This is a genomic window from Enterococcus sp. DIV0167 (assembly GCF_050541555.1).
In the GTDB taxonomy this organism is placed as follows: domain Bacteria; phylum Bacillota; class Bacilli; order Lactobacillales; family Enterococcaceae; genus Enterococcus; species Enterococcus faecalis.
The window spans coordinates 37,415-55,340 of sequence record NZ_CP172933.1 but is presented as its reverse complement, the minus strand read 5'-3'; the positions used below and the strand labels follow the sequence as shown (position 1 = coordinate 55,340).

At 39.6% G+C, this 17,926-nt stretch carries 20 protein-coding genes and 1 other annotated feature; of the genes, 4 read left to right on the top strand and 16 right to left on the bottom strand.

The window, feature by feature from the left end; genetic code table 11:
* Positions 1 to 97: 97 nt before the first annotated feature.
* From IGM09_RS00245 to IGM09_RS00175, 15 genes are all read right to left on the bottom strand, one after another.
* Positions 98 to 790, bottom strand: coding sequence for a metal ABC transporter ATP-binding protein (locus tag IGM09_RS00245; protein ID WP_002356064.1), 693 nt, complete (start codon positions 788 to 790; stop codon positions 98 to 100).
* Positions 791 to 815: 25 nt separating this feature from the next.
* Positions 816 to 1,769, bottom strand: a complete 954-nt coding sequence (locus IGM09_RS00240) for a metal ABC transporter substrate-binding protein (RefSeq protein ID WP_002367576.1) — start codon at positions 1,767 to 1,769, stop codon at positions 816 to 818.
* 163 nt (positions 1,770 to 1,932) lie between these two features.
* Positions 1,933 to 2,784 carry a 4-(cytidine 5'-diphospho)-2-C-methyl-D-erythritol kinase gene (gene ispE, locus IGM09_RS00235; protein WP_002356061.1) on the bottom strand — a complete coding sequence of 284 codons (852 nt, stop codon included), beginning with the start codon at positions 2,782 to 2,784 and terminating at the stop codon, positions 1,933 to 1,935.
* A 180-nt stretch (positions 2,785 to 2,964) separates the two neighbouring features.
* Positions 2,965 to 3,267 (bottom strand): Veg family protein, encoded by a 303-nt coding sequence (locus IGM09_RS00230; protein WP_025189153.1) that lies wholly within the window; start codon positions 3,265 to 3,267, stop codon positions 2,965 to 2,967.
* A gap of 57 nt (positions 3,268 to 3,324) precedes the next feature.
* A complete protein-coding gene (locus IGM09_RS00225) occupies positions 3,325 to 3,891 on the bottom strand; it encodes a sigma-70 family RNA polymerase sigma factor (protein WP_002383498.1) in 567 nt (188 codons plus the stop codon).
* An 85-nt stretch (positions 3,892 to 3,976) separates the two neighbouring features.
* Positions 3,977 to 4,507 carry an NYN domain-containing protein gene (locus tag IGM09_RS00220; RefSeq protein ID WP_010713654.1) on the bottom strand — a complete coding sequence of 177 codons (531 nt, stop codon included), beginning with the start codon at positions 4,505 to 4,507 and terminating at the stop codon, positions 3,977 to 3,979.
* Between the two features lie 14 nt (positions 4,508 to 4,521).
* A complete protein-coding gene (rlmB, locus tag IGM09_RS00215; RefSeq protein ID WP_002378685.1) occupies positions 4,522 to 5,379 on the bottom strand; it encodes a 23S rRNA (guanosine(2251)-2'-O)-methyltransferase RlmB in 858 nt (285 codons plus the stop codon).
* Positions 5,369 to 5,767: a Mini-ribonuclease 3 gene (locus tag IGM09_RS00210; RefSeq protein WP_002356056.1), complete on the bottom strand. Its 399-nt coding sequence runs from the start codon at positions 5,765 to 5,767 to the stop codon at positions 5,369 to 5,371. The genes rlmB and IGM09_RS00210 overlap by 11 nt, the downstream gene beginning before the upstream one ends.
* Entirely contained in the window at positions 5,764 to 7,176 is a 1,413-nt protein-coding gene (gene cysS, locus IGM09_RS00205) for a cysteine--tRNA ligase (RefSeq protein WP_010713655.1), read from the bottom strand. Before cysS ends, IGM09_RS00210 begins: the two co-directional genes overlap by 4 nt.
* Positions 7,169 to 7,708 (bottom strand): serine O-acetyltransferase EpsC, encoded by a 540-nt coding sequence (gene epsC, locus IGM09_RS00200; RefSeq protein WP_002356054.1) that lies wholly within the window; start codon positions 7,706 to 7,708, stop codon positions 7,169 to 7,171. Before epsC ends, cysS begins: the two co-directional genes overlap by 8 nt.
* A gap of 64 nt (positions 7,709 to 7,772) precedes the next feature.
* Positions 7,773 to 7,979 (bottom strand) — a binding site (T-box leader).
* Positions 7,978 to 9,435 (bottom strand): glutamate--tRNA ligase, encoded by a 1,458-nt coding sequence (gene gltX / locus IGM09_RS00195; protein WP_002381335.1) that lies wholly within the window; start codon positions 9,433 to 9,435, stop codon positions 7,978 to 7,980. Its footprint overlaps the feature before it by 2 nt.
* A gap of 52 nt (positions 9,436 to 9,487) precedes the next feature.
* The gene (gene ispF / locus IGM09_RS00190; RefSeq protein WP_002356052.1) at positions 9,488 to 9,961 is read right to left on the bottom strand and encodes a 2-C-methyl-D-erythritol 2,4-cyclodiphosphate synthase; all 474 of its coding nucleotides are present in this window, start codon (positions 9,959 to 9,961) and stop codon (positions 9,488 to 9,490) included.
* Between the two features lie 18 nt (positions 9,962 to 9,979).
* The gene (locus tag IGM09_RS00185; protein ID WP_002368622.1) at positions 9,980 to 11,125 is read right to left on the bottom strand and encodes a PIN/TRAM domain-containing protein; all 1,146 of its coding nucleotides are present in this window, start codon (positions 11,123 to 11,125) and stop codon (positions 9,980 to 9,982) included.
* Positions 11,126 to 11,225: 100 nt separating this feature from the next.
* The gene (gene radA / locus IGM09_RS00180; protein ID WP_002356050.1) at positions 11,226 to 12,596 is read right to left on the bottom strand and encodes a DNA repair protein RadA; all 1,371 of its coding nucleotides are present in this window, start codon (positions 12,594 to 12,596) and stop codon (positions 11,226 to 11,228) included.
* Positions 12,597 to 12,674: 78 nt separating this feature from the next.
* Positions 12,675 to 13,160: a dUTP diphosphatase gene (locus tag IGM09_RS00175; protein ID WP_002361472.1), complete on the bottom strand. Its 486-nt coding sequence runs from the start codon at positions 13,158 to 13,160 to the stop codon at positions 12,675 to 12,677.
* A gap of 319 nt (positions 13,161 to 13,479) precedes the next feature.
* On the opposite strand from IGM09_RS00175, the gene proB reads away from it, so the two are divergent.
* The gene (gene proB / locus IGM09_RS00170; protein WP_002389550.1) at positions 13,480 to 14,295 is read left to right on the top strand and encodes a glutamate 5-kinase; all 816 of its coding nucleotides are present in this window, start codon (positions 13,480 to 13,482) and stop codon (positions 14,293 to 14,295) included.
* Positions 14,282 to 15,535, top strand: a complete 1,254-nt coding sequence (locus tag IGM09_RS00165; protein ID WP_080270557.1) for a glutamate-5-semialdehyde dehydrogenase — start codon at positions 14,282 to 14,284, stop codon at positions 15,533 to 15,535. The genes proB and IGM09_RS00165 overlap by 14 nt, the downstream gene beginning before the upstream one ends.
* Positions 15,536 to 15,626: 91 nt before the next feature.
* Here the strand turns inward: IGM09_RS00165 and IGM09_RS00160 are convergent, their stop codons facing one another.
* The gene (locus tag IGM09_RS00160; RefSeq protein ID WP_002389777.1) at positions 15,627 to 16,574 is read right to left on the bottom strand and encodes a helix-turn-helix transcriptional regulator; all 948 of its coding nucleotides are present in this window, start codon (positions 16,572 to 16,574) and stop codon (positions 15,627 to 15,629) included.
* Between the two features lie 64 nt (positions 16,575 to 16,638).
* On the opposite strand from IGM09_RS00160, the gene IGM09_RS00155 reads away from it, so the two are divergent.
* Both IGM09_RS00155 and IGM09_RS00150 read left to right on the top strand, forming a co-directional pair.
* Positions 16,639 to 17,106 carry a VOC family protein gene (locus IGM09_RS00155; RefSeq protein ID WP_002364587.1) on the top strand — a complete coding sequence of 156 codons (468 nt, stop codon included), beginning with the start codon at positions 16,639 to 16,641 and terminating at the stop codon, positions 17,104 to 17,106.
* Positions 17,107 to 17,113: 7 nt separating this feature from the next.
* The gene (locus IGM09_RS00150) at positions 17,114 to 17,623 is read left to right on the top strand and encodes a ClbS/DfsB family four-helix bundle protein (RefSeq protein WP_002408152.1); all 510 of its coding nucleotides are present in this window, start codon (positions 17,114 to 17,116) and stop codon (positions 17,621 to 17,623) included.
* The last annotated feature ends 303 nt before the right edge of the window (positions 17,624 to 17,926 follow it).

The window sequence follows — 17,926 nt, the reverse complement described above, 5'->3', positions numbered from 1 at the left end:
TTTAATTCCTGCTTATTTTTTAAATTTTTCCAACATTTCTTTAAGCCGTTCCTTGGCTTTCGTTATGATCGAGCCAGATAACGTTTTATTGGAAACTTTACGTATACGATTCTTCACTCATATGGAAACAACGCCATTTCGAATCTTCTTTGCGGACAAGACGAATTTGACGATCCACATAGGTTTTGATATCTTCATGATCATGCGTAATCATCAAAATAGCTTTTCCATGTTCATGCGCACTGTGTTGCAACAATTGATAAAATTCGTTTCGCGATTGTTCATCCATACCTGTTGTTGGCTCATCTAAAATAAACAAATCTGGATCGGTCGCAAACACTCGTGCTAAACTAATTCGTTGCTTTTGCCCGCCAGAAAGCTCGCCAATTCGTTTGTGGCGCATTTCCCACATGTCCACTGATTTCAAAGCTTTTTCCACATGAAGATGATCTTTTTTCGTCAACGGTTTGAACCAACGATTTCTGGGAAAGCGACCTGAACGTACTAATTCAATGACGGTGCTAGGAAAGCCCGCATTGAAAGAAGCGACTTGTTGTGGAATGTAGCCAATGCTGATTTTTTCACCAGCACTATTTTTTTTAGCGACCGTAATTTTGCCACTTGTTGGTTTTAATAACCCTAAGGTACTTTTGATCAGCGTTGACTTGGCAGCGCCATTTTCTCCTGTTAAAATAACGAATTCCCCTGGATCAACATAATAAGAAACATCTTCTAAAACAGGTTCATCATCATAATAGAAGGTTAAATTTTCGACTTCAATATAATGCATAAGTTGGCTCCTTTCTGTTGCCAGATTAATGAATGCTTTTTTGTAAAGCAGCGAGGTTTTCTTTCATGACAGACACGTAGTTCTCGCCTGCTTCTTGTTCTTTTTGAGTTAAACTCTCTAAAGGATTCAATACGGCTAATTCGACGCCTGTCTCGTCTGCCAATGTTTTGGCTACTTTTGTAGAAGCCGATGCTTCAAAATAGATCACAGAAACATTGTTTGTTTTAATATATTTTTTTAATTCGGCTAAACGACTTGGCGAAGGTTCTTGGTCTGGAGAAATCCCAGCAATCGGTTCTTGGGTCAAGCCATATTGTTTCGCCAAATAGCCAAATGCAGCATGTTGCGTCACAAAGGTCCGATTTTTAGCGCCTGCAAACGCAGCTTGGTATTCCTTATCTAGCGCAGTCAATTTTTCCAAATAAGCAGCGGTATTTTTTTCAAATACGGCTTTTTTCTCAGGATATTTTTTGATAAGCGCATCCCGAATCGCTGTCACTTCTTTTTGCGCTAACACGGGGTCTAACCAGACATGCGGATCCAGTTCGTGGGAATGGTTATGGCCTTCATGACCTTCTTCGCCAGATTCTTCCTCTTCTGTTCCTTGCATCAATTGAATGGATTGACTGGCTTCCACGATTGAAACTTTTTTCGTGTCCAAGTTTTCAATAACATTCGGAACCCAAGTTTCTAGCTCTTTACTATTATAAACAAAGACATCCGCATCAGTAATTTTCGCTAAGTCTTTTGCGCTTGGTTCATAATCGTGTGGTTCCGTTCCAGCTGGAATCAACAGCTCAACCTCTCCCTCATCACCAACGACTTGTTTTGCGAAGTCGTACATCGGATAAAAAGTAGTCATTACCGTGAGCTCTTTCTTCTCTTTTGGCGATTGTGTGGTTTGCCCACAGCTAGCTAAAAGAAAAGCACTGATTGCTAAAGTAACGCCGATTATCAAACGGCGGTAGATTTTCGTCATGTTCTGTCCTCTTTTCGATTTACCTATTATAAACCGTAATATTTACGATTTGCCAGGAATAATGTACCAAATGGATCACGGGACGTCAAGGAATAAATTTAAAAAAACAACAGAGCGTGGGACAAAAATCACTTTGGTTTTTTGCTCCACGCTCTGTTGTTTTTTATTTCAATGTCCGAACCAAATAAACTTCTTCGCAAAAGCCTTTAAGTCCATTATAAATCCGTTGTGCTCGTGTTTTCTTTTCACATAAAGCAAAGACTGTCGGTCCACTGCCGCTCATCAACGCTGCATCAGCGCCGTACTTCAGCATGCGATCCTTGATTTGTTGCACGATCGGATGTCTGGCAATCGTGACACTTTCCAACGCATTGCCAACCGTTTGGGTCATCCCAGTATAATCACCATTTTCGATGGCTATTCTTAGTCCAGCAATATCTGGATGGTGCAATTCATCTACCGCTAAATCATTAAAAACGGTACTAGTGGATACACTAATTCTCGGTTTAACTAACACAATCCAACATTGAGGCATGGTCGGTAATGCTTCAATTTTCTCCCCACGTCCGTTTGCAAAGGCTGTTCCGCCCCTTAAACAATAAGGAACATCCATACCAATTTGGCTGCCAATTTCACAGAGTTCGTCCATCGTCAACCCCAGATTCCACAGTTTGTTCAAGCCTCGTAATGCTGCGGCACAGTCACTGCTCCCCCCTGCTAAACCAGCTGCCACGGGGATACGTTTTTCAATATATATTTTAATTCCTTTATGAATATTATAGGTACGCTTTAATAAGTCAACTGCTTGATAGACATGATTCCGTCGATCCACGGGTAAAAAAGAGCTGTCCGTTTCAATACGAATGATGTCTTCTTCTAGATTTTCAAAAGTTAAATGATCGGCTAAATCTACACTTGCAAAAATAGATTCAACTTCATGATAGCCATCCACACGTTTATGCAGAACATCTAACCCAAGATTAATTTTCGCAGGAGCTCGTTCGATTATTTCCATCGGTTCCCTGATTCACCTTCCTTAATCTTTTGTCTACCAACATTTTAATCTTTTAGATTCTATCATATGTCCATGAAGAAGTACACCGAAGATTGCTCTTTCTCTGACGACAGATGGCTGAAATTAAAAAGAGCTTAGGAACGAAGGGCTCTTCCTTCACTCCTAAGCGGACTTTCTAAATTATACGGCTTGACCGATGAATTCGATTTCAACGGTGCGTGTTAAAACATCTGAATAGCTATAAGATACACGTTCAAATGAGTTCTCGTCTGGATCCAAGTCAACAACAAAAACAGATGGATAAGTCTCCGTTAAGATTCCTTTACGTTCTGTTTGGCGCTTTCTTCCAGTCTGAGCAACTAACATAATTTCACTGCCGATACGGCCTTCCAAATCTTTCTTAATTGACGATAACGTTGTTGGCATTGCATTCACCTCGAGAAATATTATATCACTTTTTTTAAAAAATTTCAAGTTTATCATACTAGAAGTCTGTTTGCAACTACTTTTGCTCGACAAACCGGCTGTTTTGTCGAATTTTTATTCATTTTCTAATGTATATTTCATTTTTGCTTTGGCACGATCATAGGCACTTCGGACAGCTGAAAAAGTTCCCCCACGTACTTTAGCGATTTCTTCTAACGTGTAGCCTTTTAAGTATGCGTTTAAAATTTGTTGTTCCAACGAGGAAAGACGTGTCGGAAAAGCTGCCAATTTTTCTTGAATCATTAATTGACCTAATGGGTCGGTGGCCGTTGTCCCTAAATAGTCCACTAACTCTTCACCAGCGCTTTCTAATCGTTGTTCCAGAGAAATAGACAAGGTATCTGTTCGCCGCTTATAGGCGCATTGATGGCGAATTAAGCTATGTACGTGATTTTCAAAATTTCGTTTAAAAAACTTTCCTAATGATGCTTGTTTTTCTGAATCAAATCGTTCTAACGTCCGAAAGAAGACAATTCGCCCTTCTTGAAGCCAGTCCTCAGTATCATAATCTTTTAAATAGTATTTTTTCATGCACTTATAAATCACTGGCTGATATTGCCCATATAAAGCTTGAAATTGTTCTTGGTCTCCTGCTAATGCTTGCTGAATCTGTTCTAACATAAAAAGCCCTCCTTTTCGATAAACGTATCGAATGATTTAGGAGAGCATAGCATGTTAGAAATTTATGACTTAAGCGAACATTTGTTTAATCTTTTTTTTGAGACAATTCTTCTAGCTTCTCAGAAAGTTTTGATAACTGCTCCACGTTCCATGGAGAATTTCGACGAAATTGCTGGAAATGGATATCCGTTGCATGAATGGCAATCGTCTTTTCTGTTTTCTGGACAGCTTTGTAAAGTTCATTGGCCGAAGTCCGCAATGCACCTTGTGAAAAGACCATCCATTGTTCAGCCAAATCACTCGTTGCGACTGTTACTTGCGTTAAACGATCATTTTTTTCACCAGCTAGACGTTCAATATAACTATCTGCTGTTTCATCTTCTTTGGTGAAAACCACGGTCAAAAGGTACTTTTTGTACGTTTGCTGAATGCCTGGGACTAATTGGGCATCAAAGACCACAATGATTTCCAACCCTTCATATTTGGCATAGTTGGACAGACGACTAAGAAGCAGTTCACGCGCATCCTCTAAACGCTCTTGCTTTTTCAACTGGACCAATTCTGGCCAAGCACCAATCATATTATAGCCATCAACGATTAACAATTGTTTTTTCATACAATCGCCTTCTTCTATAATGGGTTGCGGCCACGATAGACTTCATACATTAGCAAGCCTGCAGCCACACCAGCGTTTAAGCTTTGAACGTGTCCAGTCATTGGAATCGTTAATAATTCATCCACTTCTTTATGAAGACCTTGACTCATGCCACGACCTTCATTTCCGATGATTAAGGCAATTGCGCCTTGTGTATTCCAGCGACGATAATCCGTCCCAGACATATCTGTACCAAAAATCCAAAATTGATTCTCTTTTAGCGTTGCAATACTTTGCGCTAGATTCGTTACACGAGCCACTGGAATATGTTCCACGGCCCCTGTTGACGCTTTGGTTACGGTTGGTGTAATTCCCACTGCACGATGTTTCGGAATGATAATACCGTCCACGCCTGTCGCATCAGCTGTTCGCAAAATTGAACCAAAGTTATGTGGGTCCTCTAGACTGTCTAAAATTAGGAAAAATGGTGTTGCTGTCTTTTCTTTTGTTTGTTCCAATAATTCTTCTAAAGTTAAATATTGATACGCCGTGATTGCTAAAACCATACCTTGATGCACGCCGTGATCACTCATCGTATCTAATTTTGCTTTAGGCACCCATTTAACTGGAACAGCCTGTTCTTTCGCTGCTTGTTTTAATTGCTCAATTTTCTCGCCACGAGCATCTTCTTGTAAAAACAATTTATTCCCGCGTCCTTGCTGCAACGCCTCAACAGTCGCATGGAAACCAAAGACAAAGTTATCTGCTAGCTCTTCTGAGGTTCCATCAGCACCTGCTGTCGCTGGTCGTGGGTTCCGTTCTTTTGAACGCTTATCTGAACGTTCTGGACGTTTCTTACCTTTTTTAAAAGGACGAGATTTTTCATTTTTCATTGGTTTCACCTACTTTCTTGATACACCAGTTAATTAATTCTTCTAAACGTTCTTTTTGTTGTGTCAAATGTAAATACCCCATCAAGGATTCGAAACCGGTCGCTACCCGATAGGTCGTCACATCAGCATTTTTGGCAAAGGTGTGACTTTTAGCATTCCGACCGCGTTTGTACATCACTTCTTCTTCCTCCGTTAGCATTTCTCCCGCTAACATCGCTTGCATTAAGCTTGCTTGGGCTTTTGCTGACACGTAGTGTGTCGCCATGCGATGCAAAACATTCGGTTTCGTTTGTCCCAAGGAAACTAAATAATCACGAATGTAAATTTCATAAATCGCATCGCCAACATAGGCCAAAGCTAAACCGTTTAATTGTTTGTAATCTCTCATTCACTTCTTCTCCATCTCGTTCCTTGCGGAGTATCTTCTAAAACAATGCCTTGTTCTTTTAATAAATCGCGGATTTCATCACTTCGGGCAAAATCACGGTCTTTCCGTGCTTGGTTCCGTTCTTCAATTAACGCATCGACTTGTGCATCCACTAATTCTTCGTTTTTAAAGAATAAACCAAAAATAGCTAACCAGCCACTGAAAAGCTTATCCATCGCCACTAGAACTGGTTCCGAAACTGTCGCTTGTTCACTGTACTGATTCATCATCTTCGCTAATTCATAAACGATCGTAATCCCGTTAGCTGCATTGAAATCATCGTCCATTTCCGTAATAAAACGTTGTTCTAATTCGTTTAATTGAGCTAAATAGTGTTCATCCTCTGGCAAACTTGCGACCGCATCTGCTTGTCTAAAACGTAAATTTTCAAACGCATTTTTCAATTTTTGATAATTGGCTGCTGCCTCTTTTAGAGTGCTTTCGCTATAACGAATCGGGCGACGGTACTGGGTGGTGGACATAAAGAAACGTAAAATTTGCGGATCCACTTTTTGAATCATTTCATGAACAGTAATGAAGTTACCTAGGGATTTGCTCATTTTTTCATCGTCTTCACCAATTGTGACATAGCCGTTATGCATCCAGTAATTGGCAAAGGTATGGCCTGTTTTGGCTTCGCTCTGTGCAATTTCATTCTCATGATGTGGAAATTCTAAATCTTGTCCACCGCCATGAATATCAATCGTCTCTCCCAAGTGTTTTGTCGCCATGACAGAGCATTCAATATGCCAGCCGGGACGTCCTTTACCCCAAGGAGAATCCCAAGAAATTTCATCTTCTTTGGCACTTTTCCAAAGAGCAAAATCCAATGGGTCTTCTTTTAATTGTTGTTCAACGCCAGTTCGTTGACTTGCCCCCACTTCTAATTCATCAATCGATTGATGGCTTAATTTACCATAATTAGGGAATTTACGGGTGCGATAATACACATCACCTGCGACCTCATAAGCAAAACCTTTTTCAATTAAAACGTCGATAAAAGCTAAGATATCAGTCATGTGGTCCATCACCCGGGGATGTAGCGTTGCTGGTTGGACATTCAATGCTTGCGTGTCTTCTTCAAAGGCTTTGATAAAACGCTCCGCCACTTCCGGCGCAGTAATTTTCAATTCTTTAGCTGCCTTGATAATTTTATCATCGACATCTGTAAAGTTCGAGACATAATTCACTTCATACCCACGATATTCAAAATAACGACGAATTGTATCAAAGGCGATCGCACTGCGCGCATTACCGATATGGATATAGTTATACACGGTTGGTCCGCAGACATACATCCGAACTTTATGCGCCTCAATTGGCGTAAATACTTCTTTTTCTCTGGTCAATGTATTATAAATTTTAATCATGCCCTTTTTCCACCTTTCTTCCATTTAGACGAACGACTTTCGCAGGAACACCCACAGCTGTAGCATCTGCTGGGATGTCTGAAATAACAACAGCACCCGCCCCAATTTTTGAACGTTCACCAATCACAACTGGCCCTAAAATTTGAGCTCGTGCCGAAATCATCGCTCCTTTTTTCACTGTTGGATGGCGTTTACCCGTATCACGACCGGTCCCACCTAACGTCACTCCGTGAAACAAAACAACATCTTCTTCTATTTCCGCGGTTTCCCCAATCACAATGCCCATGCCGTGATCGATAAAAACCCCCGCTCCAATTGTGGCTCCGGGATGAATTTCTACGCCCGTTATGAAACGCCAAAATTGTGCATGAATCTTCGCCAACAAAAACAACTGATGCCTATATAAGAAATGAGACAAGCGATGCCAAAACAGGGCGTGCAAGCCAGGATACGTTAAAAGAACTTCTAGTGTGGTCCGCGCTGCAGGATCGTTTCTTTTAACAGCTGCGACGCTACGTTTCAACCAACTCATAGGGTGAACTCCTTTCTACTATACAAAAATAAAAAACGTCTTTTAAGCAACAAAAAAACGTTGCTTAAAAGACGCCCATGCGTGGTTCCACTTTTCTTCACAAGAACTAGCTCTTGCCTCGATACAGTTAACGCCTGCCGACGTCTTCGGTTACTTTTTTCACCAAAGCCACTCATAGATGCATTTCGACAAAAGATGCTCGCTGTTCTCACCACCCACAGCGTCTCTGAAATCCATCTGATTGTCTACTTCTTCTATTCTTTGTGTTTTTATAACACTTTATTTAAATGATCTAATGCTTTTTCTTTGCCTAATAATTCGATGGTTTCGCCTAATTCAGGACCATGCATTTGTCCAGAAACAGCAATTCGAATTGGCATAAACAAGTTTTTGCCTTTAACGCCGGTTTCTTTTTGGACGGCTTTAATCGCTGCTTTAATACTTGGTACATCGAAAACGTCCAAGGCTTCTAATTGTTCTTTAAACGCATGTAACACAGTTGGCACTGTTTCTCCTTGCAAGAATTCTTTCGCAGCATCATCTAAAACTGGATGTTCATTAAAGAACAAGTTTGATAGTTCCACAATTTCAGCTGCATAACTCATTTGTGGTTGATACAAGCTAACTAATTGTTTTAACCATTCGATTTTTTCAGGAGATGGATTTTCTTCAACACGACCGTCAGCGACTAAATAAGGAATACACATATCTGTTAGTTCACCTAAGTCCATTTGTTTCATGTATTGATTGTTAATCCATTCTAATTTTTTCGCATCAAAGGCCGCTGGTGACTTGCTTAAGCGTTGTTCATCAAACAATTTAATCAAGTCTTCTTGTGAGAAGATTTCTTCTTCGCCAACAGGAGACCATCCTAGTAAAGCAATAAAGTTGAACATGGCTTCTGGTAAGTAACCTAATTCACGGTATTGTTCAATAAATTGTAAAATTGTTTCATCACGTTTGCTCAATTTTTTGCCAGTTTCTGAATTAATGATTAAGGTCATATGGCCAAAGACAGGTGGTGTCCATTCAAACGCTTCGTAAATCATTAATTGTTTTGGTGTGTTAGCAATATGATCATCGCCACGTAAAACGTGAGAAATTTTCATTAAGTGATCATCTACTGCAACGGCAAAGTTATACGTTGGCATCCCATCGCGTTTTTGGATGACAAAATCGCCACCAATGTTATCTGACTCAAAAGTAATTTCACCTTTCACGATGTCATCAAATTTGTATTCTGTGTTACGTGGCACACGGAAGCGAATCACTGGTTCTAGACCAGCCGCTTCTTTGGCTGCTTGTTCAGAAGGTGTTAAATTCGCACAAGTGCCTGCGTAGTGAGGCATTTCCCCACGAGCTTGTTGTGCTTCACGTTCTGCTTCTAATTCTTCTGGCGTACAATAACACTTATACGCACGATTGCTACTTAATAATTGATCAATCAATGGTTGGTAAATTTCTTTACGTTCTGATTGACGATATGGACCATATTCTCCCGGATGAGCAGGTGATTCATCCCATTCCATCCCTAACCATGCTAAGTTTTCCAACTGACTTTTCTCGCCGTCTTCGATGTTCCGTTTTTGGTCGGTATCCTCGATACGAATGATAAATTCTCCGTCATTGTGGCGGGCAAATAAGTAGTTAAATAATGCTGTTCTTGCATTCCCAATGTGCAAGTGTCCAGTTGGACTTGGTGCATAACGCACACGAACTTTCGTCATGTTCATTCCTCTTTCCATTTTTTAAAAACAGACGGTTTAACGTCGTTTTCAGTTATTTTTCCAATAAAGCAACGGCAATTGCGCCGATTCCTTCTTTTTTACCAACAAAGCCCATCGCTTCCATGGTCGTTGCCTTAATGTTCACTTGTGTGACCGCTAAGTGGCAACTCGCGGCTAGATTCTTTTTCATCTCTGCCAAGTATGGGCTCATCTTTGGCTCTTCCGCTAAAATTGTACAATCAATATTGCCAATAGTAAAGCCCGACCGCCCAACTTTTTCATTTACTTTTTTTAATAAGTTTACAGAATTCGCATTTTTGAACTGCGGATCGGTTTCGGGGAACAGTTGTCCAATATCACCCAGACCAGCGGCACCAAGGATTGCATCAATAATTGCATGTGTTAAAACATCAGCATCTGAGTGACCTAACAGACCTTTTTCATAAGGAAGAGTAACCCCACCAATAATTAAAGGTCGTTGCGGAACTAATTGATGAACATCAAAACCTTGACCGATTCGAATCATACTAAGTCCTCACTTTGCTTAATTTTTATCGTTTTTAGGATGGTTATCCTTGCGATCATTAATTCCGCGACCCGCATGCGCCGGTTTGGCAAAAATCATACGCCCAGCTGCGGTTTGTAAAGCACTTGTGACGACCACTTCGATTTGCTCATTCATGTAATGCTGGCCATCTTCTACCACAACCATTGTGCCATCATCTAAGTAAGCGACCCCTTGTTGACGCTCTGTTCCGGCTTTTACAACCATCACATTCATCGTTTCACCTGGAATCACCACTGGTTTCACAGCATTAGCTAAAGCATTAATGTTTAAAACAGGCACATTTTGAAATTCAGAGACTTTATTTAAGTTGTAGTCATTGGTCACAACCACGCCATCTAATAATTTTGCTAATTTGATTAATTTACTGTCTACTTCAGAGATATCCTCGAAATCTCCGTCATACATCTCAACAGAGATACCTTCTTCTTTTTGTAAAGCATTTAAAATATCTAAGCCACGACGACCTCTCACCCGTTTTAAACTGTCTCCAGAATCAGCAATGTATTGTAATTCATATAAAACAAAGTTAGGGATGAGCAAAACACCTTCTAAAAAGCCTGTTTTAGCGATATCGTAGATTCTGCCATCAATGATGACACTGGTGTCTAAAATTTTGTATTTATGGAAGTTGTCTTCCACTTTACGTTCCAACATTTGTCCTTCGGTGTCTTCCGTATTTGCTTTCTTTTGACGAGGTGTGAAAACTTTTTTCCACTCCTCAATCCGTGTTGTTCCCATTCGGAAACCTAAGTAACCCAGAATAATCATAACTAGAATTGGTAGTAAACTATTCACGACAGGAATTTGTAAGTTGTACATTGGAATGGAGATAATGACGCCAATTGTTAAACCAATGATGGCACCAATACTTCCAAATAATAAATAGGTTAAACTCATTTCATTTAAAGCTGCTTCGATTTTTTTGACAGCGGAAACAATATACTTTGCTAACCCTAAAGATAAAATAAAGAAAATAATTGCACCGATTAATCCGTTCGTAAAGTTATTGTTTAACCAACTGTTATTGCCTTGCTTAGCCATTTCCCAAGCCATTGGGAAAAGAGAAATTCCTAAACTTGCACCAGCAATGATCATCAGCAACGTGATGATTCGTTTTTGCATATAGCCATCCTCCTCATTTATTTAATAAAGACGTCTAGTGTTGTGGGGCGTACAAAAATCATACGCCACCAACAACCTAAACGGATTATTTCTACTTTCATTATTTAAAAACTTTTCTTAACGTTTCACCAATTGTTGAAACGCCAATAATTTCAATCCCTTCAGGCGCTTCCCAGCCACCAAGGTTATTTTTAGGGACATAGACTTTTGTAAAGCCTAGTTTTTGCGCTTCACGCACTCGTTGTTCAATACTATTCACGCGGCGAATTTCACCAGTTAAACCAATCTCACCAATGAAACATTCCGAAGATGAGGTTCCTTTTTCTTTATAGCTAGAAGCAATACTGATTGCTAACGCTAAATCAATAGCTGGTTCATTAATTTTGACTCCACCAGCCGCTTTTAGGTACGCATCTTGGTTTTGTAATAAAAGGCCTGCCCGTTTTTCTAAAACCGCCATGATTAAAGAAACGCGATTAAAGTCCAACCCGGTGGTCGTTCGCTTGGCATTGCCAAACATCGTTGGGGTAACTAAGGCTTGGATTTCCACCAAAATGGGGCGTGAACCTTCCATTGCTACCACAATTGAAGATCCGGTGGCTCCTTCTAAACGTTCTTCTAAAAAGACCTGAGAAGGATTCATAACTTCAACCAATCCATGTGTCTGCATTTCAAAAATACCAATCTCATTCGTTGAGCCAAACCGATTTTTGACAGCCCGTAAGATTCTAAAGGTGTGATGCTTATCTCCTTCAAAATAAAGAACCGTGTCTACCATATGTTCCAACATCCGTGGCCCTGCGATAGACCCTTCCTTCGTTACGTGTCCGACAATAAAAATGGCAATCCCATTCGTTTTTGCCAGTTTCAATAATTCGGCAGTTGTTTCTCGGACTTGACTGACACTACCAGCAACGCTGGTAACATCTGGCTGCGTCATTGTTTGAATCGAGTCAATAATGACATAATCTGGTTCTAATTTTTCAATAGCTCGTGATATTTCGTGCATATCTGTTTCTGCGTATAAGTAAAATGTCTCGTTGACGGTGCCTAGACGCTCCGCTCGTAATTTAATTTGCTCAGCACTTTCTTCACCAGAAACATATAAAACCGTGCCACCTGTGGCTGCTAATTGTTGCGATACTTGTAAGAGCAATGTTGACTTACCTATTCCGGGATCGCCACCGATTAAAACTAACGAACCTGGAACAACGCCACCACCTAAAACCCGATTCAGCTCCACTAATTCAGTTTTTACACGCGGCTCTTTTTTAGGTACGACTTCAGATAGCCGTTGTGGTTGTGTCTTTTTACCAGTCAAACTTACTCTAGCACGACGATCAGAAGTATCTTGAATAACCTCTTCCACCATCGAATTCCATTGTCCACAATTAGGACAGCGGCCGAGATATTTTGGAGACACATACCCACAGCTTTGACATTCAAATTGAACTTTTGCTTTTTTTGCCATGTAGAATCTCCTTATCTGTTGTTTATTTTAACATTTATTAAATGGTTTGAATAACGTTGCCTACTGAAAAAATGGGCTTTATTTTTGTCCAGACGAACCAAAACCGCCCGTTCTTTCTGCCTCGACTTGGTCATCATCCGCTAATAAAAACGGTTTAAAAATCCCTTGGCCAATTCGTTCACCTTTCTCAATGACAACATCTTCATATCCAAAGTTTAAAAATTGGAACATGATATGTCCTTCGTTATTCTCGTTATTATAATAATCACTGTCAATGACTCCGACACCATTCGCTAAAAGTAGGAACCGTTTTAGCGGGTTCGAAGAACGACTCACCAATTCTAAATATTCAGAATCAGGCATATACGCCTTAATCCCTGTTTTAACTAAAATTGGTTTGGGATTTTCTCCAGCTTGTTGTAACTTCCAAAGACTTGGTACAACGACCGTTTCGGCTGCTTGAAAATCATACCCCGCGGCACCTTTTGTTGCTCGTTGTGGGACACTCAAGCCCTCTTCTTGATACTTAGAAATAATCTCAAAACCACGTTGTTTCATATTCATTCTCCCCTACTGTCTAAACTACTCCTATTTTACCATAATCTCTGATACTCTGGTTGTTTTTAGTAAGTTTCTCATTTCTAAAAGCCCAGTTAATCTAGACTACGCAAAAAAGAGGAGAATTTTTGTTTATTTTCCTTCTTTTAGTCTATCATCTTCTCTTAAAATAAACAGACCAAATCCCAAAAAGTCCCAAGATTCCCTCAAAAAGTTCACACTTTCATTAAACTTTCTTTACTATTCATTATTTAGCACTTTCTAGTAGCCGCTGATTTTGTTATAATGAGTGTCAAATTTTACTGTAAAAAGAAACGAGGCACTTATGAGAAACAAACTCCAACAGGCCAAACGAATTGTGATCAAAGTCGGAACCAGTTCTCTGATTTATCCCAATGGCAATATTAACTTAAAAGCAATAGATCAATTAGCCTTTACTTTGAGTGATTTAAGCAACCAAGGCAAAGAAATTATTTTAGTTTCTTCTGGCGCAATTGGTGTCGGACTGAATAAATTAAATCTATCTGTGCGCCCAACGACAATTCCAGAACAACAGGCAGTCGCTGCAGTCGGCCAAGCAGAATTAATGAACATTTATAATCAGCGGTTTTCAACCTATAGCCAACAAATGGCACAAGTTTTATTAACTCGTGATGTTATTGAATATCCTGAAAGTCGCAATAATGTTACCAATACTTTTGAACAACTGTTAAAAATGAATATTATTCCTATCGTCAATGAAAATGATACTGTCGCAATTGAAGAATTGGATCACTTAACCAAGTTCGGGGATAACGATCAATTGTCTGCCATTGTCTGCCAAATTGTTCAAGCTGACTTGTTAGTTATGTTATCAGATATTGATGGTTTCTTTTCAGATAACCCTACTGTCAACAAAGAAGCCACATTATTTTCTGAAATCAATGAAATTAATGAAGACTTGTTCCAATTAGCCGGTGGCAAGGGGAGCCGCTTTGGCACTGGTGGGATGTCTAGTAAATTAAAAGCTGCTGAACGTGTGTTAGCTAATCAACAGGCGATGATTTTAGCAAACGGAAAGCAGCCAAAAATCATTTTTGAAATTTTAGAAGGAAAAGATATCGGTACGTTATTTATTAAAGGAGGGCATGAAAGTGACTGATTTAAAGCAACTAGGGCAACAAGCTAAAGAAGCCTCTTATACGCTAGGCTTGATGGATACTCGTCAAAAAAATACTTTGTTAAACAAAATGGCCGCAGCCATTGAAGCCAATGCGCCCCGCATTTTACAAGCAAACGCATTAGATTTAGAGCAAGCCGCTACCCACGGAATTTCTGAAACAATGCAAGACCGCTTACGTTTAACAGAAGAACGGATCACAGCGATGGCCGAGGGCATACGCCAAATCGCTACTTTACCCGATCCAATTGGGGAAGTAGATAAAATGTGGCGCAATGAAGCGGGGCTGTTAATTGGGCAACAACGCGTGCCTTTAGGTGTTATTGGAATCATTTATGAATCGCGGCCAAACGTGACAACAGATGCCGCTAGCCTTTGTTTCAAATCAGGAAATGCTGTTATTCTTCGAGGCGGAAAAGAAGCGTTTCACTCCAATCAGATATTGGTGACAATTTTACAAGAAGCGCTAATCCAAGAAGCCGTTTCTCCCCATCTCATTCAATTTGTTGATGATACTTCTAGAGAAACAGCCCAACAACTTATGCGCTTAAATGACTACTTGGATGTCCTCATTCCGCGTGGCGGCGCCAACTTAATCAAAACTGTTTTGACAACAGCCACTGTGCCTGTTATTGAAACAGGAACAGGCAATTGTCATATTTACGTGGACAAAGACGCCCAGTTAACAATGGCAACTGAAATTATTGTCAATGCTAAATGTCAACGTCCTTCCGTCTGTAACGCCGCCGAAACGTTATTAATTCATCAAGAAGTGGCTGAAGCCTTTTTACCAACAATTGAAAAAGCCTTGAAGGAGTTTCACGTGGAACTTCGGGCAGATGAACGTGCGTTAGCAATTTTTGAAGAAGCCATTCCAGCGACTGAACAAGATTGGGAAACGGAATTTCTCGACTTTATCTTAGCAGTGAAAGTCGTTGATTCTTTGGACGAAGCCATCCAGCATATTAATCGCTACAATACAAAACATTCTGAAAGTATTATTAGTGATAATTACTTTGCCACACAACAATTTTTACAACAAGTGGATGCAGCCGCCGTTTATGCGAATGCTTCAACTCGTTTCACGGACGGTTTTGAATTTGGATTTGGCGCCGAAATCGGCATTAGTACGCAAAAATTACATGCCCGTGGACCTATGGGTCTAGCAGAGCTTACTTCGACAAAATATGTTATTTATGGAAATGGGCAAGCACGTTCTTAGAAAGAAAAACCCTTGATTTAAAAATCAAGGGTTTTTCTTTCTCCTCTCCAATGTGCATTTTTACACATGAGATTGTTCACAGTTCCACAATCTATTCTTGATATTTTTTTTGAATCCTCATTATACTTTCTACATACGCTTGTTTCACTTGTACTGGCTCTAAAATTGTCACTTCTTCACCAAAGCCCATAAAATAGTTGGCTAAAAATTGTGTTTCTGTTGGATGAATCTGTCCAACTAAAAAACACTGCGTGGGCGTTTCTTCCAACTGAATATTGTCAAAGCGATGTTTATAAAAAAATTCTTTGCCTTTTTCTGTAATGATTGCTTTAAATGGAATCGTACGTGCCGTCGTTTGTTGATGGCGATACGATTCTTTCAGTTCTTCAGTCGTAAAATCCAGTGTTTGGTTTAACTGCTGAATAGCCTCCATAAAATCACAGCGGTAAGTACGCCAAGCCTTTTTAGTCACATCATAGCCTGAACAATACCAATACCCTTCTAAAATAGTTAACCGGGTTGGTAAGATTTTTTTCGTTGTTGCTTCATATCTGGTATAGTTAAACTGAATTACTTGTTGCGCCAAAATACAATGAAACAGCTGCTCTAAATTGCCTGGTGCTTCTACTTGTTCAATTCCTTCGTAATAGACGACCTTACTCATTTGACTGATTTTAAATTGGGTTGGTTCATCTAAAGAATGCAATAATTTTTGCTTAATTTGCTGATAGGAATGACCAAACGGTGACTCTGCGACTAATTTCAGTAATTGTAACGAAAAAAAGATCGCTAACACTTCATTTTCGTTAAAATAAATCGGCGGCAACAACGGTTTGTTTAAAACTCGATAGCCACCATAACGACCATTCTCCACATATAGCGGCACGCCTAAATTTTCCAAAGCTTCAATATCCCGCAAAGCCGTGCTTTTAGAAATCCCAAAAGTTTTCATTAACTGATTTAAATTAAACTGAGGATGGGTTCTCAAGAAAAAAAGTTCCTGATTTAAACGTTCTGATTTTTTCATTTTTCCCTCCATCGGTGTCACTTTTTGACACCTTTTATTGTTATGCTTATCTTATCAATCTTAGGAGGTTCAAACAATGAAAAACACACAATTTGCCCTTTTTATGGTCTTAAATGGACGAGCAACGGAAGCCTTGACGTTTTACCAAGAAGCCTTTGCTGGTGATATTCTTTTTAAAATTACTAATCAAGAATTTAAAGAGCGCTTAAATCCTTCTTTGACCATTCCCGCTGGCGAAGAACACTGGCTTTCTCACTCGATTTTACAAATGGACACTTTTCAATTACAACTAGCTGATAATCCTTTGTTTGCAGGAATGAATACCACGCCCACAGAACAATTGACCCTCAGCTTAACCGTCAATAGCCGTCACTCTGCCAAAACAATTTTTGAAAAACTCACGCGCCATCCCGAATCCTGTATTATCCAAGAACCAATTGAAAATGAATTTGCAACATTTTATGCGATTGTGAAAGATCCTTTTGGTTTAGTCACTCAAATTACTCAAGAAAAACAAGCAGATCCTACCAAGAAAGGACGTTAGCCGAAGAATGCGAACCTATGAATCAAAAGAAGCCTTGATTGAGGCCATTCAAATAGCTTCACAAAAATATTTAGCTGAATTTGCAGAAATTCCTGAAACACTTAAAGATCACCGAATTGAAACAGTAGCTAAAACACCTTCAGAGAACTTAGCCTATCAATTAGGCTGGCTCAACTTGCTGCTTTCTTGGGAAGAACAAGAACAACGTGGTCTGACCGTTCAAACGCCAGCTGAAGGTTATAAATGGAATCAACTGGGCGCTCTCTATCAATCATTTTATCAAACCTATGGACAAATGAGTTTAGAAAGTCAGCTGATTGCGTTGCAAGACATCTTAGAAAAATTACTTCATTGGATTGACTCGCTTTCCGAAGACGAATTATTTTTACCTCAACAACGGGCTTGGGCGACCACCAAAGCACAATGGCCTCTTTGGAAATGGATTCACATTAATAGCGTTGCCCCTTTTACTAGTTTCCGAACGCAAATTCGCAAATGGAAAAAAGTGTGTCTTTAAAAAGTTATCCACATTTTTTCAAAAAAAGCTTGACAAGCATTTTTAAATTCTCCACAGAAAACTTTGTGGATGAAATTTCTTGTTTTTTCCAAAAAACTTTTCCACAGTGCTTATTTGTTCGACATTAAATCTTTGTAAATTCTAGAAAAAAGAAGATGAAAACGTTGTTTTAATAACGTTTTCATCTTCTTTCAACTTTAGGGATTCCTTTAGTTTTAGCAAGCAGGACTTCTGAACTTGCGTCTATTTTTTTTAGCAACTCGAAAACTTATCCTTGTGGATAAACCGAGATAAAAAGCTTTT